The organism is Streptomyces sp. DSM 106670 (genome assembly GCF_055792845.1).
The window spans coordinates 3,002,644-3,024,513 of sequence record NZ_CM147704.1 but is presented as its reverse complement, the minus strand read 5'-3'; the positions used below and the strand labels follow the sequence as shown (position 1 = coordinate 3,024,513).

Annotated in this window: 14 protein-coding genes and 3 rRNA genes; 11 read left to right on the top strand and 6 right to left on the bottom strand. The window is 67.6% G+C overall.

Annotated features, from left to right (window positions below; genetic code table 11):
- Positions 1–46: 46 nt before the first annotated feature.
- From ACSMXR_RS13350 to ACSMXR_RS13320, 7 genes are all read left to right on the top strand, one after another.
- Positions 47–1,417, top strand: coding sequence for a phosphomannomutase/phosphoglucomutase (locus tag ACSMXR_RS13350; RefSeq protein WP_473171946.1), 1,371 nt, complete (start codon positions 47–49; stop codon positions 1,415–1,417).
- 290 nt (positions 1,418–1,707) lie between these two features.
- On the top strand, positions 1,708–1,890 hold the full coding sequence (locus ACSMXR_RS13345) for a Trm112 family protein (RefSeq protein ID WP_003968734.1): 183 nt from the start codon (positions 1,708–1,710) through the stop codon (positions 1,888–1,890).
- Between the two features lie 231 nt (positions 1,891–2,121).
- Complete coding sequence (locus ACSMXR_RS13340) at positions 2,122–3,258, top strand: SIS domain-containing protein (protein ID WP_364891763.1); 1,137 nt, start codon at positions 2,122–2,124, stop codon at positions 3,256–3,258.
- Positions 3,259–3,458: 200 nt separating this feature from the next.
- Positions 3,459–4,634 (top strand): mannose-6-phosphate isomerase, class I, encoded by a 1,176-nt coding sequence (gene manA / locus ACSMXR_RS13335; RefSeq protein WP_473172374.1) that lies wholly within the window; start codon positions 3,459–3,461, stop codon positions 4,632–4,634.
- Between the two features lie 87 nt (positions 4,635–4,721).
- Positions 4,722–5,726 carry a cation diffusion facilitator family transporter gene (locus ACSMXR_RS13330; RefSeq protein ID WP_376188770.1) on the top strand — a complete coding sequence of 335 codons (1,005 nt, stop codon included), beginning with the start codon at positions 4,722–4,724 and terminating at the stop codon, positions 5,724–5,726.
- Positions 5,727–6,003: 277 nt separating this feature from the next.
- Positions 6,004–7,461, top strand: a complete 1,458-nt coding sequence (gene ahcY / locus ACSMXR_RS13325) for an adenosylhomocysteinase (protein ID WP_473171945.1) — start codon at positions 6,004–6,006, stop codon at positions 7,459–7,461.
- Positions 7,462–7,610: 149 nt separating this feature from the next.
- Positions 7,611–8,279 carry a hypothetical protein gene (locus tag ACSMXR_RS13320; protein WP_473171944.1) on the top strand — a complete coding sequence of 223 codons (669 nt, stop codon included), beginning with the start codon at positions 7,611–7,613 and terminating at the stop codon, positions 8,277–8,279.
- Here ACSMXR_RS13320 and ACSMXR_RS13315 read toward each other — a convergent pair.
- A complete protein-coding gene (locus ACSMXR_RS13315) occupies positions 8,276–9,235 on the bottom strand; it encodes an RDD family protein (RefSeq protein WP_473171943.1) in 960 nt (319 codons plus the stop codon). The genes ACSMXR_RS13320 and ACSMXR_RS13315 overlap by 4 nt on opposite strands.
- A gap of 119 nt (positions 9,236–9,354) precedes the next feature.
- On the opposite strand from ACSMXR_RS13315, the gene ACSMXR_RS13310 reads away from it, so the two are divergent.
- The 4 genes from ACSMXR_RS13310 to rrf all read left to right on the top strand — a co-directional run bounded on the left by ACSMXR_RS13310 (position 9,355) and on the right by rrf (position 16,212).
- Positions 9,355–10,362: a stage II sporulation protein M gene (locus ACSMXR_RS13310; protein ID WP_473171942.1), complete on the top strand. Its 1,008-nt coding sequence runs from the start codon at positions 9,355–9,357 to the stop codon at positions 10,360–10,362.
- Positions 10,363–11,063: 701 nt separating this feature from the next.
- A 16S ribosomal RNA gene (locus ACSMXR_RS13305) occupies positions 11,064–12,589 on the top strand.
- Positions 12,590–12,892: 303 nt separating this feature from the next.
- Positions 12,893–16,017: ribosomal RNA gene (locus tag ACSMXR_RS13300) — 23S ribosomal RNA — on the top strand.
- Between the two features lie 78 nt (positions 16,018–16,095).
- A 5S ribosomal RNA gene (rrf, locus tag ACSMXR_RS13295) occupies positions 16,096–16,212 on the top strand.
- Together the 16S, 23S and 5S rRNA genes form the textbook arrangement of a ribosomal RNA operon.
- 108 nt (positions 16,213–16,320) lie before the next feature.
- Here the strand turns inward: rrf and ACSMXR_RS13290 are convergent.
- The 5 genes from ACSMXR_RS13290 to ACSMXR_RS13270 are packed head-to-tail and all read right to left on the bottom strand — an operon-like array spanning position 16,321 to position 21,822.
- Positions 16,321–17,634, bottom strand: a complete 1,314-nt coding sequence (locus ACSMXR_RS13290) for a DUF58 domain-containing protein (protein ID WP_473171941.1) — start codon at positions 17,632–17,634, stop codon at positions 16,321–16,323.
- A 10-nt stretch (positions 17,635–17,644) separates the two neighbouring features.
- A complete protein-coding gene (locus ACSMXR_RS13285) occupies positions 17,645–18,673 on the bottom strand; it encodes an AAA family ATPase (protein ID WP_473171940.1) in 1,029 nt (342 codons plus the stop codon).
- The gene (locus tag ACSMXR_RS13280) at positions 18,670–19,920 is read right to left on the bottom strand and encodes a DUF4350 domain-containing protein (protein ID WP_473171939.1); all 1,251 of its coding nucleotides are present in this window, start codon (positions 19,918–19,920) and stop codon (positions 18,670–18,672) included. Before ACSMXR_RS13280 ends, ACSMXR_RS13285 begins: the two co-directional genes overlap by 4 nt.
- Positions 19,917–20,606, bottom strand: a complete 690-nt coding sequence (locus tag ACSMXR_RS13275; protein WP_137233612.1) for a DUF4129 domain-containing protein — start codon at positions 20,604–20,606, stop codon at positions 19,917–19,919. Before ACSMXR_RS13275 ends, ACSMXR_RS13280 begins: the two co-directional genes overlap by 4 nt.
- Before the next feature lie 4 nt (positions 20,607–20,610).
- A complete protein-coding gene (locus tag ACSMXR_RS13270) occupies positions 20,611–21,822 on the bottom strand; it encodes a DUF7847 domain-containing protein (protein WP_473171938.1) in 1,212 nt (403 codons plus the stop codon).
- Positions 21,823–21,870: the final 48 nt, after the last annotated feature.

Sequence of the window (21,870 nt, the reverse complement as noted above, 5' to 3'; positions counted from 1 at the left end):
GGCCGGGTAGTTTGGGCGGTCCGCAAAGACCCCAGGAGGACCGGCCGTGGTTGCTGATCTGTCGCAGCTCGTGAAGGCGTACGACGTGCGCGGAGTGGTGCCCGACCAGTGGGACGAGTCGCTGGCCGAACTCTTCGGAGCCGCGTTCGTCCAGGTCACGGCCGCCGACGCGATCGTGATCGGCCACGACATGCGCCCCACCTCACCGGGTCTGTCCGGCGCCTTCGCGCGCGGAGCTGCGGCCCGGGGCGCGGACGTCACCCTCATCGGCCTCTGCTCGACGGACCAGCTGTACTACGCGTCGGGGGCCCTGGACCTCCCCGGGGCGATGTTCACGGCCTCGCACAACCCGGCGCAGTACAACGGCATCAAGATGTGCCGGGCGGGCGCCGCCCCGGTCGGCCAGGACACCGGCCTGGCCGAGATCCGGACCCTGGTCGAGCAGTGGTCGGAAGGCGCCCCGCGGCCGGCCGCCACCACCCCCGGCACGATCACCGAACGCGACACCCTCACCGACTACGCGTCCCACCTCCTCGGCCTCGTCGACCTGACCGCGATCCGCCCCCTGAAGGTCGTGGTGGACGCGGGCAACGGCATGGGCGGCCACACGGTCCCCACGGTCTTCGAGGGCCTCCCGCTCGACCTGGTACCGATGTACTTCGAGCTGGACGGCACCTTCCCCCACCACGAGGCCAACCCCCTCGACCCGAAGAACATCGTGGACCTCCAGGCCCGCGTCCTCGCCGAGGGCGCCGACCTGGGCCTCGCCTTCGACGGCGACGCCGACCGCTGCTTCGTGGTCGACGAGCGGGGCGCGGGCGTCTCCCCCTCCGCGATCACCGCACTGGTGGCCGCCCGCGAGCTGGCCCGCAACGGCGGCGAGGGCATCGTCATCCACAACCTGATCACCTCCTGGTCCGTCCCCGAGGTGGTCCGCGAGAACGGCGGCACCCCGGTCCGCACCCGGGTCGGCCACTCCTTCATCAAGACGGAGATGGCGCGGCACGGAGCGATCTTCGGCGGCGAGCACTCGGCGCACTACTACTTCCGCGACTTCTGGAACGCCGATACGGGCATGCTCGCCGCCCTCCACGTACTCGCCGCACTCGGCAACCAGCAGAAGCCGCTCTCCGAGCTGGTGGCGGAGTACGACCGCTACAGCGGCTCCGGCGAGATCAACTCCACCGTCGCCGACCAGGCGGCCAGCCTGACCGAGGTCAGGACGGCCTACGGCACCCGCGACGACATCACCTTCGACGACCTGGACGGCCTCACGGTCACGGCCGCCGACTGGTGGTTCAACCTCCGCGCCTCGAACACGGAACCGCTGCTGCGCCTGAACGTCGAGGCGAGGGACGAGAAGACGATGACAGCGGTACGGGATGAGGTCCTGGCCTTGATCCGGAGGCCTTTCTAGCCCCTGGGGGGCATGTTCAGCCTCTCCGGGGGCATGCTCAGCCCCTCCGGCGTTTGAGGAGCGGGGTCCGGGGCGGAGCCCCGGTTACGGGAAGGGGCGGGGCAGGGGAGAGGCCCGCCGCAGGCGCCCACCCCACCGCACCGCCACCGCACCCCCCGGCCCCACCCCACCGCCCACCACATCCCCCGTTCCATCCCCCCGGCCAGGCCGCGCCCCCACCACCCCAGCGGTAGGCTGACCACGCCTGATCCACGCGGATCGGAACTCGCATGCTCGAAGGGACTCACCCCATGGCGCTCGAAGCCGGCCTCCTGGAGATCCTGGCCTGCCCGGCCTGCCACTCCCCGCTCGACGACCGTTCGGCGGCCGACAGCCCCGAACTGGTCTGCACGGGCGACGACTGCGGACTGGCCTACCCGGTCCGGGACGGCATCCCGGTCCTTCTCGTCGACGAGGCCCGCCGCCCCGCCTGACCGCGAGCGACCCGCGTACGGGCACAACGGCGCGAGGCAACGCACGACCGCCGACCGCAGCAGGCCGCAGCCGACCCCGCATCGGACCGCAGCCGAAGGACGAGGCCACCCCGCCAGGCACCTCGCCCGCCCCGGCAGCCACACCGCCGCCCGGCCCGTACGCACGCCGCATCCGCGGTCGCAGCCGCAGCCGCAGCCCGCACCCCACCCGGTGATCGGAGGCCCACCGTCATGCTCGACGAGTCCTTGCTCGACGCCCCGGAAGCCCTGGCCCGAGCCGACCGCCGCGACCTGCTGCGCGGCGCCGCCGAGGCAGGCGCGCGGGTCCGGACCGCCGCCCGGCACGCCGCCGAGGCCGGCATCGGCGGCCTGGCCCCGGAGGGCCGGCCCCGGGCCGTGCTCGTCGCGGGCCCCGGCACCGCCGCCTCCGGCGTCGCCGACCTGATCGGCGCACTCGCGGGCGCGGCCGCCCCCGTCGTACGCATCCACCCCACCGGCGTCGCCCCCGCCCCCGGCGCCCTCCGCTGGACCCTGCCCGGCTGGGCCGGATCCGTGGACCTCCTGCTCATCGCGACCGCCGACGGCTCCGAACCGGGCCTCGCCCTGCTCGCCGAGCAGGCCTACCGCCGAGGCTGCACCGTCGTCGCCGTCGCCCCCACCCGCTCCCCGCTGCGCGAGGCGGTCGACGGGGTGCACGGCCTGGTCGTCCCGATGGCCGCCGCCCCGCACGGCGAGTACGACGCGGAGACCTCCGCCGCCGGCCCCGGCACCCTGTGGGCCCTGCTCACGCCCCTGCTGGCGCTCCTGGACCGGGTCGGTCTGGTGACCGCGCCGCCCGAGGACCTGCAGAAGGTCGCGGACCGCCTGGACCGCACCGCGGAACGCTGCGGCCCGGCCATCGCCACGTACAGCAACCCGGCCAAGACGCTCGCCGCCGAGCTCGCCGACAGCCTGCCGCTGCTCTGGACGGAGGGCGAAGCGGCGGGCCCCGTCGGCCGCCGCTTCGCCGCCGTACTGTCCGAGCTGGCGGGCCGCCCCGCCCTCACCGCACAGCTCCCCGAGGCGCTGCCCTCGCACGGCACGCTCCTCGCCGGGGACTTCGCCGCCGGCGCGGACCCCGACGACTTCTTCCGCGACAGGGTCGACGAGGGGGAGACGCTGAGGGCCCGGGTCGTCCTGCTCAGGGACCGCCCGACGGGAGGCCTCAGCGCCTACCCGGCGGCCCGGGAACTGGCGCTCGGCCACGACACCCCGGTCAGCGAACTGGAACCGGACGAGGGCAGCGAACTGGAGACCCTGGCCGAACTGCTCGCGATCACCGACTTCGCAGCGGTCTACCTGTCCCTGGCCGCGACCCCCCAGCCCTGAGACCTCGCCCCGGCCCAGGCCCCACCCCCGGCCGACCGGGCCCCCGGCTCCCCCCCCACACACACAAGCCACGCGCCGCCCCCCCCCGGCCCCGACCGACCCCACACCCCCCGGCCACCCCCACGACGCCAGGACCTCACACAACCCTGGTATCCCTGGTGACGCAGACACTTACGCCCGCCCCACCCGAGGACGACTCCATGGACCGCCTGTCCAACACCGTGCGCCCCTACGCCTGGGGGTCCACCACGGCCATTCCCGCCCTGCTCGGCATCGCGCCCACCGGCGAACCGCAGGCCGAGATGTGGATGGGCGCCCACCCCGGAGCGCCCTCACGCATCACCCGTACCACCGCGTCCGGCGAGACGGAACTGGCCCTCACCGAGGCCATCGAGGCCGACCCGGAAGGCGAGCTCGGCACCGCCACCGTCGCCCGGTTCGGCCCCCGCCTCCCCTTCCTCCTGAAGCTCCTCGCCGCCGGCGCCCCCCTCTCCCTCCAGGTCCACCCGAACCTGGACCAGGCCCGCGAGGGTTACGCCGACGAGGAGGCCCGGGGCGTCCCCATCGACGCCCCGCACCGCACGTACAAGGACGCGAACCACAAGCCCGAACTGATCTGCGCCCTCACCCCCTTCGACGGACTGTGCGGCTTCCGCAGGCCCACCGAGGCGGCGGACGCGATGGAGGCGCTGGGAGTCGACTCCCTCAAGCCGTACGTGGACCTCCTCCGCGCCCACCCCGAGGAGGCCGCCCTCCGCGAGGTGCTCACGGCGATCCTCACCGCGGACCCGGCGGAGATGGCCGACACCGTGGCCGAGGCGGCGGCCGCCGCGGAACGCCTCGGCGGCGCCCACACCCCGTACGCCCGCATCGCCCACAACTACCCCGGCGACCCCGGCGTCCTCGCCGCGATGCTGCTGAACTACGTACAACTCCAGCCCGGCGAAGCCCTGTTCCTCGGCGCGGGCGTCCCGCACGCCTACCTCGACGGACTCGGCGTCGAGATCATGGCCAACTCGGACAACGTCCTGCGCTGCGGTCTGACCCCCAAGCACATCGACGTCCCCGAACTCCTGCGGATCGTCCGCTTCGAGGCCACCGAGCCCGGCGTACTGCGCCCGGAGGCCGCCCCGTCCGGCGAGGAACGCTACGAGACCCCTGTCGACGAGTTCGCCCTGTCCCGCTACACCCTCGCGTCGGGCGCGGCCCCCACCGGCCTGACCGCCCCCACCCCCCAGATCCTGCTCTGCACGGCGGGTTCGGTCACGGTCGGCGAACTCGCCCTCGGACCGGGGGAGTCCGCCTACGTTCCGGCCGGCGAGATGGTCGAGGCGGCGGGAGCGGGCACCCTCTTCCGGGCCACCGTGGCGGCCTGACCGACGGACGGTCCCGACGGCTGCAACAATGTGCCGCCTCACCGCGACGGCACGTGCCGCGCACCGACGAAGGGACACCACGCACTCATGAGCGCGTCAGGCGGAACCAAGGCGATCGTGGCGGCACTCGCCGCCAACCTCTCGATCGCCGTGGCCAAATTCGTAGCGTTCCTCTTCAGTGGTTCCTCGTCGATGCTCGCGGAGAGCGTCCACTCGCTCGCCGACTCGGGCAACCAGGGACTGCTGCTGCTCGGCGGCAAGAAGGCGAAGCGCGAAGCCACCCCCGAGCACCCCTTCGGCTACGGGCGCGAGCGCTACATCTACGCGTTCCTCGTCTCCATCGTCCTCTTCTCGGTCGGTGGCATGTTCGCGGTGTACGAGGGCTACGAGAAGATCAAGCACCCGCACGAGATCGAGGCCTGGTACTGGCCGGTCGGGGTGCTGGTCTTCGCGATCATCGCCGAGCTCTTCTCCTTCCGTACGGCGATCAAGGAGTCCAACCAGACGCGCGGCGACCGCTCCTGGACCGAGTTCGTCCGCCGCTCCAAGGCCCCGGAGCTGCCGGTCGTCCTCCTGGAGGACCTCGGCGCGCTCGTCGGCCTGATCCTGGCGCTCGCGGGCGTCGGCCTCGCCCTCGGCACCGGCAACGGCGTCTGGGACGGCATCGGCACCCTCTGCATCGGCGTCCTGCTGATCCTCATCGCGATCGTCCTGGCCGTGGAGACGAAGTCCCTCCTGCTGGGTGAGTCCGCCGGCCTGGAGGACGTCGAGAAGATCAAGGCGTCCGTGGTCGACGGCGACACCGTCACCCGCATCATCCACATGCGCACCCTTCACCTCGGCCCCGAGGAACTGCTGGTCGCCGCCAAGATCGCGGTCCGGCACGACGAGACCGCGGCCGAGGTCGCCGACGCCATCAACGCCGCCGAGAACCGCATCCGCGACGCGGTCCCGATCGCCCGGGTCATCTACCTGGAGCCGGACATCTACAACGCGGAGGCCGCGGCGACCGGCACCAACCCGGGCAGGACGGCCGAAGCCCCGGACGCCGGCACCGACGAGGACCCGGCCCCGAAGGATTCCGGCCACTGACCCACCGCGCACCAGCCCCGATCGGCCCGGTGACCCCTCACACACGCCCCTCTCCACGAACGGGCTGGGGCTCACTGGGCCGTTCGGTGTAGATTCGGATACGGAAAACAGACGTCGCTGCTGATGGCGGTCGACCGGCTGGCGGGAGCGAGCCGGGCGAGGGACAGAGGGCCTCCGACGGACTGCACTGCGAACGCCCGGGCATTCGTGTGCCCGCCGCGCCGCAGAGTCAGCCCAGACACGCCCACCCTCGACCCATCACGAGGAGCAGCCCGTTATGACGACGGCCACCAACCGCCAGGACTTCAAGGTCGCCGACCTCTCCCTCGCCCCGTTCGGGCGCAAGGAGATCACGCTCGCCGAGCACGAGATGCCCGGTCTGATGTCGATTCGCAAGGAGTTCGCCGCCGCTCAGCCGTTGGCGGGCGCGCGGATCACCGGTTCGCTGCACATGACCGTGCAGACCGCTGTGCTCATCGAGACCCTCGTCGCCCTGGGCGCCGAGGTCCGCTGGGCGTCCTGCAACATCTTCTCCACCCAGGACCACGCCGCCGCCGCTATCGCGGTCGGCCCGAACGGCACTCCGGAAGCCCCCGCGGGCGTTCCGGTCTTCGCGTGGAAGGGGGAGAGTCTGGAGGAGTACTGGTGGTGCACGGAGCAGGCGCTGACCTGGCCGAACACTCCGACCGGCGGTCCGAACATGATCCTGGACGATGGTGGTGACGCCACCCTCCTCGTCCACAAGGGTGTCGAGTTCGAGAAGGCGGGTGCCGCCCCGGATCCGTCGACCGCGGACAGCGAGGAGTTCGCGCACATTCTCACCCTGCTGAACCGCACGCTCGGTGAGTCCCCGCAGAAGTGGACCCAGCTCGCGTCCGAGATCCGCGGTGTCACCGAGGAGACGACGACGGGCGTTCACCGGCTGTACGAGATGCACCGCGACGGCTCCCTCCTCTTCCCCGCGATCAATGTGAATGACGCGGTGACGAAGTCGAAGTTCGACAACAAGTACGGCTGCCGCCACTCCCTGATCGATGGCATCAACCGTGCCACCGATGTCCTGATCGGCGGCAAGACGGCTGTGGTCTTCGGTTACGGCGATGTGGGCAAGGGGTGCGCGGAGTCGCTGCGGGGTCAGGGTGCCCGGGTGATCATCACGGAGATCGACCCGATCTGCGCGCTGCAGGCGGCGATGGACGGCTATCAGGTCGCCACGCTGGACGATGTGGTGGAGCAGGCGGACATTTTCGTCACCACGACGGGCAACAAGGACATCATCATGGCCAAGGACATGGCCCGGATGAAGCACCAGGCGATCGTCGGGAACATCGGTCACTTCGACAACGAGATCGACATGGCCGGTCTCGCCCGGATCGACGGGATCGTGAAGGACGAGGTCAAGCCCCAGGTCCACACCTGGACGTTCCCGGACGGCAAGGTCCTCATCGTGCTGTCCGAGGGCCGGCTGCTGAACCTGGGCAACGCTACCGGGCACCCGTCGTTCGTGATGTCCAACAGCTTCGCGGACCAGACGTTGGCGCAGATCGAGCTGTTCACGAAGCCCGAGGAGTACCCGACCGACGTGTACGTGCTGCCCAAGCACCTGGACGAGAAGGTCGCCCGCCTCCACCTCGACGCCCTGGGCGTCAAGCTCACCACCCTGCGCCCCGAGCAGGCGGCGTACATCGGTGTCGAGGTCGAGGGGCCGTACAAGCCCGACCACTACCGCTACTGATCCACCCCGGTGTTCGGGAGGGCGTCCTCCCGAACACCGACGGGCGTCAAGCCCTCAGCAGCAGATCCGAGCGCAGGCCCCCGCACCCCCGTGGCGGGGGCCTGCTCCCGTTACCGCCCCCGTACAGCCCGAGGAACCCGAAGGACCCCATGCCCCGCGGCAGGTATTCGCTCCACGACCTTCACGACCACACCCCCCTCGGCGAAGAACACTTCCACTGCGCCCCCGGCCCCTCCGGCTGGCGCTACGTCTCCCAGACCACGTCCCCCTCCGGAGGCCACCTCGGCTCCGTCGACCTCGCCCTGGACGAGCTGGGCCGCCCCATCCGCCTCGAACTCCATGCCGCGAGCTGGCAGGTGCGAGGAGCCGCCCTCGAAGGGGTCACCTGGGTCCGGACCGACCCGACCGGCAGCCACGCCACCGAAGGCAACGTCCGCGCCCACACCTTCTCCGGCACATCCCCCGCATTCCTCATCGCCATGACCCGGCTCCTGCGCCTCACCCCCGATTCCCCCACGACCCGCGTCCGCGTGGTCACCTTCACGGACCCGGTGCTCGCACCCAGGACCGTCGACCAGTCCTGGGCTCTGGTGAACAGTGAAGCGCACGCCACTGACAACGGCCCCTTGATCGTGGACGAATACCAGGTCAGCGCCCTGGACACCGGCGAACAGCACACCGTCCACATCGCCGGCGACGTGGTCCTCGCGGCCCCCGGCATCGAACTCGAGCACCTGGAATCGCCGCCGTCCCCCCGAGCCCCCGGCGACCCGGCCGCCCTGGAGACATCGCCCGGACCAAGGCAGGACCTCGCCTAGCCGGGCGGAGCGAACCCACCCGAGGACGCACCTCCACGCCACTGCTCACCAGCACCACCGCCCGACCCGGCACCGCCCCCGGCAGGCGCAGCAGGCACGGCAGGCATAGACGGCACGGACGGCCCGACAGGTAGAGACGGCCCGGCAGCCGCGGACGGCACACCGGGCACAACCGCTACGGAGCCCACGGGCCCCTCCGCGCGAGGCCCGGCGAACACACGCCGCGCATCCCGCGCCTGCCGCTCATGAACCACCGCGGCCAGAAACGCGGCCGCGGGAACGCCCTGCGGCGCGGTCGCCCCCGTCCGCGCGACCAGTTCACCGGCCAGCCGCTCCGCGATCGAACGCCCCACGCCGGGATCCAGCTGCTGCATCCGCGTCAGGTACTGCCGTATCGAGGACCAAAGCTCGTCCGGCACGGCCGACAGATCCAGCTGCGCGAACCGGCCGACCAGCCAGGGCGGGGGAGGCGGCACGGCGACGGACCGGCCCGTGGCCGCGACCCGCTCCCGGATCACCAGCGTCCCGGCGAACACATCACCGATCCGCCGCCCCCGCGCCGACACCAAGGACGCGATGGAGGCCAGGGCGCCGAAGGTCATCAGAATCTCGACGAGCCCCATGGCCCCTCGCACGAGCGCGTGCCGGAACCGGATCGGCCCACCGTCGTCCCGCACCACCCGCAGCCCGCAGGCGAGCTTCCCCAGGGACCGGCCATGGCTCAGCGTCTCCACCGCGACCGGCCCACCGATCAGGATCAGCAGGAACGAGGCGACCCCGATCGCCGCCACGGCCGCCTCGTCCAAGGAAGCGGAAGCGATACCGAGCACGACCGATATCAGGATGAAGCCGGTGAATATCACCGCCAGATCGATCGCCGAGGCCAGCGCCCGGCTCGGCAGCCGCGCGGGCCTCAACCCCAGAACGACCGCGTCCCCGGTCACCAGCTCACTCATCGGGCCCCACCCTTCGCCGACCTTCTCTGCCCCAGCCGGGCCCAGTCTGCCAAGCTGACCGCCAGCGCGCCGCAGTAGTACGGACCCGTACGCACCCTTGCCTGGAGCAACAGACGCCCATGGACCTCGACGTCTTCGTTACCGCCCACCGCACGGAGTGGGACCGCCTCGAACACCTCCTGCGCCGCGGGCGCCGCCTCACGGGCGCGGAAGCGGACGAACTCGTCGTCCTCTACCAGCGCACCGCGACCCACCTTTCGCTGATCCAGTCGAGTAGCTCCGACCCCCTCCTCACCGGCCGGCTCACCCAGCTCGTGGCCCGCGCCAGGTCGACGGTCACCGGCACCCGCAAGGCCTCCTGGCGGGACGCGGCCCGGTTCCTCACCGCGGGATTCCCCGCCGCCGTCTACCGCTCGCGCCACTGGTGGGTCCCCACCGCGGTGCTCTCGACCGCGCTGGCGGCACTGCTCGGCTGGTGGATCGGCACCCACCCCGAGGTGCAGGCCGCGATCGCCGCACCGGAGGACCTCCGTGCGATGACCCGGCCGGGCGGCGAGTACGAGACCTACTACTCCAGCCATCCGGCGGCGTCGTTCGCGGCCCAGGTATGGACGAACAACGCGCAGGCCGCGGCCCTCTGCCTGGTCCTGGGGGCGTTCCTCTGCATACCGGTGATCTGGATCCTCTTCCTCAACATGCTCAACCTCGGCGTCGGCATAGGCCTCATGTCCTCCGCGGGCCGCCTCGACGTCTTCCTCGGCCTGGTGCTTCCCCACGGCCTGCTCGAACTGACCGCCGTGTTCGTCGCCGCCGGCACGGGACTGCGCCTCGGCTGGACCGTGATCGACCCGGGCCCCCTGTCACGCCGTACCGCCCTGGCCCAGCAGGGACGCGCCGCACTGGGCATGGCCATCGGCCTGGCCCTGGTCCTGTTCGTCTCCGGACTCATCGAAGGCTTCGTGACCCCCTCCGGCCTCCCGACCTGGGCCCGGATCACCATCGGCATCGCCGCTGAGCTGGGGTTTCTCGCGTACGTCTACATCCTTGGCGGCCGCGCGGCACGCGTCGGCGACACGGGTGACCTCACAGCGGTCGAACGCAGCGCCGAACTTCCCACCGCAGCCTGACCACCGATGTGCTTTCACCCCTGCTGAGCTGCTAGTGTCCTCCTCGCCCACAAAAACCGTTGACACGGCAGATGTGGGGAGGTAGATTCGAACGGTTGCCTCGGACTAGACAGGTTCGAGTTGAGCGCGTAGTATCTACTCCGCTCGTGCAGGAGGACTTGTTACTCCGCCGGGCCAAATGATTCTCCTTTCTCGAATCTCCGGGCCGTTCGTTTCGCCCCGTGAATTTCTGATAAAGTCGGATCCGCCGAAAGGCAAGGCCACTCCACAGGCCACCGGAAATCGAATTCGGACCGGAAACGGAACGAAAAAGAGTCTGGTAAAGTTGGAACCGCCGGAAAGGGAAAACGCGAAAGCGAAGAACCTCGAAAGCACCCCGCTTCGACCGGGAATTCGGACACGAAAGAGTCTGATACAGTCGGAAACGCAAGAACGAAGGGAAGCGCCCGGAGGGCCCCGGTGAAACGGGACCGAAGGAAGCGTCCGTTCCTTGAGAACTCAACAGCGTGCCAAAAGTCAACGCCAGATATGTTGATACCCCGGCCTGCTTCGGCAGGTTGGTGGTTCCTTTGAAAGTCCTGCCGTTCCGCTCCTTGTGGGTGGCGGTAGGCAATAACACAGCGAGGACGCTGTGAACAACGGGTCTTATTCCGACCGGTTGTTCCGCTCTCGTGATGTGTGCACCCGATTACGGGTAAACATTCACGGAGAGTTTGATCCTGGCTCAGGACGAACGCTGGCGGCGTGCTTAACACATGCAAGTCGAACGATGAAGCCTTTCGGGGTGGATTAGTGGCGAACGGGTGAGTAACACGTGGGCAATCTGCCCTTCACTCTGGGACAAGCCCTGGAAACGGGGTCTAATACCGGATAACACTCTGTCCCGCATGGGATGGGGTTAAAAGCTCCGGCGGTGAAGGATGAGCCCGCGGCCTATCAGCTTGTTGGTGGGGTAATGGCCTACCAAGGCGACGACGGGTAGCCGGCCTGAGAGGGCGACCGGCCACACTGGGACTGAGACACGGCCCAGACTCCTACGGGAGGCAGCAGTGGGGAATATTGCACAATGGGCGAAAGCCTGATGCAGCGACGCCGCGTGAGGGATGACGGCCTTCGGGTTGTAAACCTCTTTCAGCAGGGAAGAAGCGAAAGTGACGGTACCTGCAGAAGAAGCGCCGGCTAACTACGTGCCAGCAGCCGCGGTAATACGTAGGGCGCAAGCGTTGTCCGGAATTATTGGGCGTAAAGAGCTCGTAGGCGGCTTGTCACGTCGGATGTGAAAGCCCGGGGCTTAACCCCGGGTCTGCATTCGATACGGGCTAGCTAGAGTGTGGTAGGGGAGATCGGAATTCCTGGTGTAGCGGTGAAATGCGCAGATATCAGGAGGAACACCGGTGGCGAAGGCGGATCTCTGGGCCATTACTGACGCTGAGGAGCGAAAGCGTGGGGAGCGAACAGGATTAGATACCCTGGTAGTCCACGCCGTAAACGTTGGGAACTAGGTGTTGGCGACATTCCACGTCGTCGGTGCCGCAGCTAACGCATTAAGTTCCCCGCCTGGGGAGTACGGCCGCAAGGCTAAAACTCAAAGGAATTGACGGGGGCCCGCACAAGCAGCGGAGCATGTGGCTTAATTCGACGCAACGCGAAGAACCTTACCAAGGCTTGACATATACCGGAAAGCATCAGAGATGGTGCCCCCCTTGTGGTCGGTATACAGGTGGTGCATGGCTGTCGTCAGCTCGTGTCGTGAGATGTTGGGTTAAGTCCCGCAACGAGCGCAACCCTTGTTCTGTGTTGCCAGCATGCCCTTCGGGGTGATGGGGACTCACAGGAGACTGCCGGGGTCAACTCGGAGGAAGGTGGGGACGACGTCAAGTCATCATGCCCCTTATGTCTTGGGCTGCACACGTGCTACAATGGCCGGTACAATGAGCTGCGATGCCGCGAGGCGGAGCGAATCTCAAAAAGCCGGTCTCAGTTCGGATTGGGGTCTGCAACTCGACCCCATGAAGTCGGAGTTGCTAGTAATCGCAGATCAGCATTGCTGCGGTGAATACGTTCCCGGGCCTTGTACACACCGCCCGTCACGTCACGAAAGTCGGTAACACCCGAAGCCGGTGGCCCAACCCCTTGTGGGAGGGAGCTGTCGAAGGTGGGACTGGCGATTGGGACGAAGTCGTAACAAGGTAGCCGTACCGGAAGGTGCGGCTGGATCACCTCCTTTCTAAGGAGCACTTCTTACCAGGCTTCGGTTTGGTCAGAGGCCAGTACACCGGCGAATGTTCGGTGCTGGTTGCTCATGGGTGGAACGTTGACTATTCGGCACGGTGAGCACGGTTTCGTTAGTACTGCTTCGGCGTGGAAAACGGGAACGGGTTGATCGTGTCGGGCACGTTGTTGGGTATCTGAGGGTGCGGCCGATTGTGGCTGTCCTTCTGATCCGGTCCCAGTGAACTCGCCTGTTGTGGGTGGGGTGATGGGTGGCTGGTCGTTGTTTGAGAACTGCACAGTGGACGCGAGCATCTGTGGCCAAGTTTTTAAGGGCGCACGGTGGATGCCTTGGCACCAGGAACCGATGAAGGACGTGGGAGGCCACGATAGTCCCCGGGGAGCTGTCAACCAAGCTTTGATCCGGGGGTTTCCGAATGGGGAAACCCGGCAGTCGTCATGGGCTGTCACCCGCTGCTGAACACATAGGCAGTGTGGAGGGAACGAGGGGAAGTGAAACATCTCAGTACCCTCAGGAAGAGAAAACAACCGTGATTCCGGGAGTAGTGGCGAGCGAAACTGGATGAGGCCAAACCGTATGCGTGTGATACCCGGCAGGGGTTGCGCATGCGGGGTTGTGGGATCTCTCTTTCATAGTCTGCCGGCTGTGAGACGAGTCAGAAACCGTTGATGTAGGCGAAGGACATGCGAAAGGTCCGGCGTAGAGGGTAAGACCCCCGTAGCTGAAACATTAACGGCTCGTTTGAGAGACACCCAAGTAGCACGGGGCCCGAGAAATCCCGTGTGAATCTGGCGGGACCACCCGCTAAGCCTAAATATTCCCTGGTGACCGATAGCGGATAGTACCGTGAGGGAATGGTGAAAAGTACCGCGGGAGCGGAGTGAAATAGTACCTGAAACCGTGTGCCTACAAGCCGTGGGAGCGTCGCTGGCAGCACTTGTGCTGTCAGTCGTGACTGCGTGCCTTTTGAAGAATGAGCCTGCGAGTTAGCGGTGTGTAGCGAGGTTAACCCGTGTGGGGAAGCCGTAGCGAAAGCGAGTCCGAATAGGGCGTTTGAGTTGCACGCTCTAGACCCGAAGCGGAGTGATCTAGCCATGGGCAGGTTGAAGCGGAGGTAAGACTTCGTGGAGGACCGAACCCACCAGGGTTGAAAACCTGGGGGATGACCTGTGGTTAGGGGTGAAAGGCCAATCAAACTCCGTGATAGCTGGTTCTCCCCGAAATGCATTTAGGTGCAGCGTCGTGTGTTTCTTGCCGGAGGTAGAGCACTGGATAGGCGATGGGCCCTACCGGGTTACTGACCTTAGCCAAACTCCGAATGCCGGTAAGTGAGAGCGCGGCAGTGAGACTGTGGGGGATAAGCTCCATGGTCGAGAGGGAAACAGCCCAGAGCATCGACTAAGGCCCCTAAGCGTACGCTAAGTGGGAAAGGATGTGGAGTCGCAGAGACAACCAGGAGGTTGGCTTAGAAGCAGCCACCCTTGAAAGAGTGCGTAATAGCTCACTGGTCAAGTGATTCCGCGCCGACAATGTAGCGGGGCTCAAGCGTACCGCCGAAGTCGTGTCATTCGTACACATATCCCCAACGGGAGTACGGATGGGTAGGGGAGCGTCGTGTGCCGGGTGAAGCAGCCGCGGAAGCGAGTTGTGGACGGTTCACGAGTGAGAATGCAGGCATGAGTAGCGATACACACGTGAGAAACGTGTGCGCCGATTGACTAAGGGTTCCTGGGTCAAGCTGATCTGCCCAGGGTAAGTCGGGACCTAAGGCGAGGCCGACAGGCGTAGTCGATGGACAACCGGTTGATATTCCGGTACCCGCTTTGAAACGCCCAGTACTGAATCAGGCGATGCTAAGTCCGTGAAGCCGGCCCGATCTCTTCGGAGTTGAGGGTAGTGGTGGAGCCGATGAACCAGACTTGTAGTAGGTAAGCGATGGGGTGACGCAGGAAGGTAGTCCAGCCCGGGCGGTGGTTGTCCCGGGGTAAGGGTGTAGGACGCACGGTAGGTAAATCCGTCGTGCACATAGTCTGAGACCTGATGCCGAGCCGATTGTGGTGAAGTGGATGATCCTATGCTGTCGAGAAAAGCCTCTAGCGAGTTTCATGGCGGCCCGTACCCTAAACCGACTCAGGTGGTCAGGTAGAGAATACCGAGGCGTTCGGGTGAACTATGGTTAAGGAACTCGGCAAAATGCCCCCGTAACTTCGGGAGAAGGGGGGCCATCACTGGTGATAGCACTTGCTGCTTGAGCTGGGGGTGGCCGCAGAGACCAGCGAGAAGCGACTGTTTACTAAAAACACAGGTCCGTGCGAAGCCGTAAGGCGATGTATACGGACTGACGCCTGCCCGGTGCTGGAACGTTAAGGGGACCGGTTAGCTGACTTTCGGGTTGGCGAAGCTGAGAACTTAAGCGCCAGTAAACGGCGGTGGTAACTATAACCATCCTAAGGTAGCGAAATTCCTTGTCGGGTAAGTTCCGACCTGCACGAATGGCGTAACGACTTCTCGACTGTCTCAACCATAGGCCCGGTGAAATTGCACTACGAGTAAAGATGCTCGTTTCGCGCAGCAGGACGGAAAGACCCCGGGACCTTTACTATAGTTTGATATTGGTGTTCGGTTCGGCTTGTGTAGGATAGGTGGGAGACTTTGAAGCGGCCACGCCAGTGGTTGTGGAGTCGTCGTTGAAATACCACTCTGGTCGTGCTGGATGTCTAACCTGGGTCCGTGATCCGGATCAGGGACAGTGTCTGATGGGTAGTTTAACTGGGGCGGTTGCCTCCTAAAGAGTAACGGAGGCGCCCAAAGGTTCCCTCAGCCTGGTTGGTAATCAGGTGTTGAGTGTAAGTGCACAAGGGAGCTTGACTGTGAGACCGACGGGTCGAGCAGGGACGAAAGTCGGGACTAGTGATCCGGCAGTGGCTTGTGGAAGCGCTGTCGCTCAACGGATAAAAGGTACCCCGGGGATAACAGGCTGATCTTCCCCAAGAGTCCATATCGACGGGATGGTTTGGCACCTCGATGTCGGCTCGTCGCATCCTGGGGCTGGAGTCGGTCCCAAGGGTTGGGCTGTTCGCCCATTAAAGCGGTACGCGAGCTGGGTTTAGAACGTCGTGAGACAGTTCGGTCCCTATCCGCTGTGCGCGTAGGAATATTGAGAAGGGCTGTCCCTAGTACGAGAGGACCGGGACGGACGAACCTCTGGTGTGCCAGTTGTCCTGCCAAGGGCATGGCTGGTTGGCTACGTTCGGAAAGGATAACCGCTGAAAGCATCTAAGCGGGAAGCCTGCTTCGAGATGAGTATTCCCACCCTCTTGAGGGGTTAAGGCTCCCAGTAGACGACTGGGTTGATAGGCCAGATGTGGAAGCCTGGTAACGGGTGGAGCTGACTGGTACTAATAGGCCGAGGGCTTGTCCTCAGTTGCTCGCGTCCACTGTGTTAGTTCTGAAATAACGAACGGCCGTGTAAACATCCGGTGTTCACAGTTTCATAGTGTTTCGGTGGTCATTGCGTTAGGGAAACGCCCGGTTACATTCCGAACCCGGAAGCTAAGCCTTTCAGCGCCGATGGTACTGCAGGGGGGACCCTGTGGGAGAGTAGGACGCCGCCGAACAATTTTTCCGGGAAAGCCCCGCACCTTTTGGTGCGGGGCTTTTCTGCGTTCCGGACACAATCGGCTGCGAGTCCGGCAGGCAGCCGGCAGGCCGCCTCAGTAGAACTCTCAGAGGCGGCCTGCGGCCTTCAGGGCCAAGTACGTGTCGGCAAGTGCGGGAGCGAGATTGTCCGGGGTGGCGTCCACGACGACGACGCCGTGGCGACGGAGCCTGTCGGCAGTGCGGCGTCGGTCGGCCTGGGCCTGGCCGGCGGCTGCCGCGTCGTACACCGAGTCCACCGTGTCCCGGCCGTTGGCCATCTCCTCGATCCTGGGGTCGGAGACTGCGGCCAGCAGCACGGTGTGGCGCTGGGTGAGCTGAGGCAGTACAGGGAGGAGGCCTTCCTCGATGGGAGCGGCCTCCAGCGTCGTGAGGAGAACGATCAGCGAGCCGCGGGGTGCGTCGGTGAGGGCCGCGTTGCTGAGGCCGCGGGCATCCGTTTCGATGAGCTCGGGTTCCAGCGTGGCCAGGGTGTCGATGACGGTGGCCAGCACATTTCCCGTGGCCGTCCGGCCCTGAACCCTGGTTCGTACCTGGCGGTCGTAGGCGAGGAGGCTCACGCGGTCGCCCGCCCGGGTGGCGAGTGCTGTGAGGAGGAGCGTGGCGTCCATCGAGGCGTCCAGGCGGGGGACGTCGCCCACCCGGCCCGCGGACGTGCGCCCGGTGTCGAGGACGATCAGGATGTGCCGGTCACGCTCGGGTCGCCATGTCCGGACCGCTACGGCGGACTGGCGTGCGGTGGCCCGCCAGTCGATGGAGCGGGTGTCGTCGCCGGGTACGTAGGCCCGCAGGCTGTCGAACTCCGTTCCCTCACCGCGCGTCAGAACGCTGGTGCGGCCGTCGAGTTCGCGGAGGCGGGCGAGCCGGGAAGGCAGGTGCTTGCGGCTGGTGAACGGAGGCAGGACGCGTACGGTCCACGGGGCCCGATGCTGCCCCTGGCGTGCGGCGAGGCCGAGCGGGCCGTACGAGCGGATCGTGATGCGCTCCGCCCGCCGTTCACCGCGCCGGGTCGGGCGCAGGACCGTGACCAGGCGTCGACGTTCGCCGGCGGGAATCGTCAGCGTGTGACGGGAAGCGCCCTGCTCGGTGCCTGCGGCCCAGCTGCTGGGGGGCCAGGCGTCCCGGAGCTGGGCGCGCAGCCGGCGCCGCGACGAGTTGGTCACCGTCAGTTGCACTTCTGCCGCGTCACCGAGTCGAACAGATGTATCACCGGATCGAGTGAATCGAAGCGTGCGCACTGGCGCTGCCAGGGCATAGTCACACAGAATTGCCAGTGAGAGCGGTGCGTTGACCGCGAGCATCCCGGTCCAACTAGGAGCGAGGATGCCTACGGGGAGTGACCCCAGAGCGGCCAACAGAGCAGTACGTCCGGTGAGGGCCATGGTCACCGCCTCATCGGGGTACGGGGACGTGGGCGAGCACTGAGGCGATGACGGAGTCCGGGGTGACTCCTTCCATTTCCGCCTCGGGCCGCAGGTGGATGCGATGACGGAGCGTGGGAAGCGCCAGGGCCTTCACATCGTCCGGGATGACATAGTCGCGGCCGGTCAGCCAGGCCCAGGCGCGGGCGGTCGACAGCAGTGCGGTGGTACCTCGGGGGGAGACACCGAGGGCGAGCGAGGGGGAATCGCGCGTGGCACGGCAGATATCCACGACATAGCCGGCGATCTCGGGGGAGACGGTCGTCTTCACGACGGCTTCGCGTGCCGCTTCCAGATCGGCTGGCCCGGCGACCGGCCGTATCCCTGCGGCCTTCAGGTCGCGTGGGTTGAAACCGTCGGCATGGCGGGTGAGGACGTCGATCTCGTCCTGCCGTGAGGGGAGCGGAACCGTCAGCTTGAGCAGGAAGCGGTCCAGCTGTGCTTCGGGGAGGGGATAGGTGCCTTCGTACTCGACGGGGTTCTGGGTCGCGGCGACGAGGAAGGGGTCAGGCAGTGGCCGCGGTGTTCCGTCGACGGTGACCTGCCGTTCCTCCATCGCTTCAAGGAGGGAGGACTGGGTCTTGGGAGGGGTGCGGTTGATCTCGTCGGCGATCAGCAGGTTGGTGAAGACGGGGCCGGGCTGGAAGGAGAACTCAGCGGTGCGCGCGTCGTAGACCAGTGAGCCGGTGACGTCGCTGGGCATCAGGTCAGGGGTGAACTGGACCCGCTTCGTGTCCAGTTCGAGCGAAGAGGCAAGGGCCCGCACCAGCAGGGTCTTGGCGACGCCGGGCACGCCTTCGAGGAGCACGTGTCCCCGGCAGAGCAGCGCGACGACGAGTCCGGTGACAGCGGGGTCCTGGCCGACGACGGCCTTGGCGATCTCGGAGCGCAGAGCCTCCAAGGACGCGCGGGCGCTGTCGGAAGGATCCGGTGCCGTGGGCCTCGCGGGAGCCGCAGTGGGCGCCGTGGGCTCGGCCGGCTCGGGGGTCGGGGCGCTCATGAAGTGCGTACCTCTCTTTCGAGGGCGTCGAGTTGATCGGCGAGGAGGACCAGGGCCGCGTCGGTGGCGGGAGCCGTGCCGAAAAGCAGGGTGTTGAGGTCCTGGTCGGGTGCGGTGACGCGGGTGGACACGGCGGTGAGGAGGACGTCGGGGGTGTGCGCGTCGCGGGCGGGCACGCCGACGAGGGGGGCGACGCGTGTGCGGGTGGCGGCTCGGAGGGCGTCGGCGGCCCGGTCGCGGGCGTTGGCCTTGCGGTAGAGGAGGGAGCGGCCTTCGGCGGATTCGGATGCGCGGATGGCTACCGGCAGTTGTTCCGTCACGAGGGGGCCGAGTCGGCGGGCCCGCCAGACGGCGGCGAGGACTGCGGCGAGGGCGAGTTGAAGCGTTCCCCACAGCCAGCCGGAGGGGACGAGGTCGAGGAAGCTGCTCTCGTCGGCCGCTTCGTCCCGCGCCCCGCCCTCCGACTGTTCTTCGCTTCCGTCGCCGGGGGCGTTGTCATCGGCTGTTGCGGATGGATCGGTGAGAGAGGGGAGGTACCAGACGAGATGGGGACGGGAACCGAGCAGTTGCAGGGCGAGCGAGGCGTTGCCCTGCTTGTCGAGACGCTCGTTGTGGAGGAAGTCGGGGGAGCCGAGGACGACGGTGTCGCCGCTCGTTCCGGTCGGGAGGACGACCAGGCTGGGGAGGCCTGCGCTCGGGTAGCAGGTGACGGCGTCCGGGTCCTGCGTCGTGTAGCGGGTGCCGCCCAGGTCGGCCGTGCCGGCCCTGCGGGCGGCGGGGAGCTCGCACGACGGGGCGAGAGCGCTGACGGCGTGGTGTGCCTCGGCGCGGACGCCGGGGGCGAGCCGGGCGGTGGCCCCTGGGCCCGGGGCGATCAGCAAGGTGCGTCCTTCGGAGGCGGTGGTCGCCCCGTTCAGCCGGAGCTGTTGCGACCGGGTCAGGAGGTTGGGGCCGGTGACCAGGAGGGTGGTGTCCGGGCCGGTCGCGGCGGTGGCCTCGTCGAGGGTGGTGACGACGGTGACGGATATGCCGCGTGCTTCGAGGAGTTCGGCCACGGCGCGGCTGCCCTTGGGCTCCGCGGAGCGGGGGTCGAGCTGTCCGTAGTTCGTTCCGGAGCGTACGGCGGCGAATGTGATGCCGGCGACGACGAGGATGAGGACGACGGCCAGGACGGCTCGGGCGCGGGTCCAGACCTGGCCGGGGGTGGGCGCCGTCGAGGTGGGGGAAGCGGTGGTCGCCGCGGTCATCCGGTGGCTCCTCGGGAGGTTCCGGGCAGCAGCGGCTTGGCCTCGTCGAGTTCGAGGTCGAGGGTGCGCAGGGACAGATATGCCGCCTGGTCCGCGGTGCGGCCGCCGTATGTCACGTCGTCGAAGCTCCGGGCGGCGGCGCGCAGTCGGGCGGTGTGCTCGGGCAGAGTGCGGCCCGCTTCGGCCGCGGCCTCGTCCGCGGTGCGGCCGGGGCGGGGATCGAGCAGGGCGCGCTCCTCCAGGGACCGGACGATGGCGCGCATCCGTTCCTGTACGGCTTCGGTCCAGCGCAGGGCCGCGGCATGGGTCTCGGCCGCGGTGCGGTGCTGGGCCGCGCTGCGGGGGCCGTCGCTGTCGAAGAGGGCGTCGACGCTCCGGGAGGAGCGTTGCGGAGTGCCGAGCCGCCACCAGAGGGCGGCGGCCAGGCCGACGACGATGACGACCAGGACGACGAGTCCGGCCGGGCCACCGGGGGCGGCGCCCGCGGCGGCGTCGAACACTCCGGCGACCCACTCCCAGAACCGGTTCAGGGCGCGCTGGAGGAAGTTCGGGTCGTTCTCGTGGTACATCGGCTTGGACAGCTCGCTCTCGGCCGCCTCCCGTGCGGGGAGACGTGGAGTGTCCACGGGTATGTCGCCCGCTGCGATGTTCCGCCCCGCTGTGGTGATGCCCCCCGCCCCCGACACGGCATCAGCTCCTGGGGGTGTCGGCGCCGTAGCCGGGAAGGCCCGCGGCCCGTGCCAGGTCCAGGTCCAGGGCTTCGCGGCGGATGCGCTGGTCCACGTAGAGGAGGGCCATCACACCGGCGACGAAGGGGTAGATCAGCGTCGAGACGATCACTTCGCCGATCCCGGTGATGATCAGGAACGGCCAGCCGAAGGAGGGCGGGTTGCTGCTGAAGAACTCGCTGACGTCGGTTCCGTCGGCGATCACCGCGATGGCGCTGAACGGGATGGAGACGAGGAACGTCAGCAGGAAGGTCAGCAGCCAGGTCAGGGCGAGGATTCCGAAGGTGCGCCACCAGGCACCGCGGACCAGCTTCGCCGACCTGCGCAGCGCGGCCACGATGCTCTGTCGTTCCAGCATCAGTGCGGGGGCGGCGAGGGCGAAGCTGACGTTCAGCCAGAGCATCACGACGCAGGCGGCGGCGAAGCCGAGGAAGGCGAGTGCCGCTCCTGCCTCGGAGCCCAGCAGCAGTCCGGGGCCGATGCCTACGGTCATGATCGTGGCCATGATCACGGCCACCAGGACGGTCAGTCCGAGCAGCGGCAGGATCCGGGGGCGGGCCTCTGCCCAGGCGTCGGAGAGCGTGGTGGGACGGCCCAGCACGGAGCGGCTGATGACCACGGTGACGATCGACGCGGTGAAGAGCGTGGCGATCATCGAGACGAGGGAGGCCGGGCCCAGGGAGAGCAGTGTCGAGCGGGCCGAGTCGGCGGTCTGGCGGAGGGCCTCGGCGCCGGTGGCGTTCGGGTCGACGGAGGTCGGTTCCGGCAGCAGGTAGCGCTGCATGAGGATGATGCCGATCTGGGTGACCACCGAGACCGCGAGGCTGAAGCCGAGTGCGGTACGCCAGTGGGCGCGCAGGGCGGACACCGAGCCGTCGAGGATCTCGCCGAGGCTCAGGGGGCGCAGCGGGATGACGCCGGGCTTCGCGGCCGGCGGCGGCCCTGCCCAGCCCTGCCGCTGCGGGCCGCCGCCCCAGCCGGGTGCCGGCGGCCGTGTTCCGGGGCCGCTGCCGGGGTTGCTCGGTGGGGACCACTGCCCGGGCGGCGGCTGCTCGGGGGACCACTGTCCCGTCGCGCCGCTTCCGTCCTGGGGGTCGGAGGGGCGGGGAATCGCCGCCTCCTTGCCGTCGGAGGGGGCAGATCCGGGCGACGCCCAGCCCGGAGAGTCGTTCATTCTCGCTCCTTCACCGTCCTGACCGCTCATCGGGGCGGCAGGTTGGCA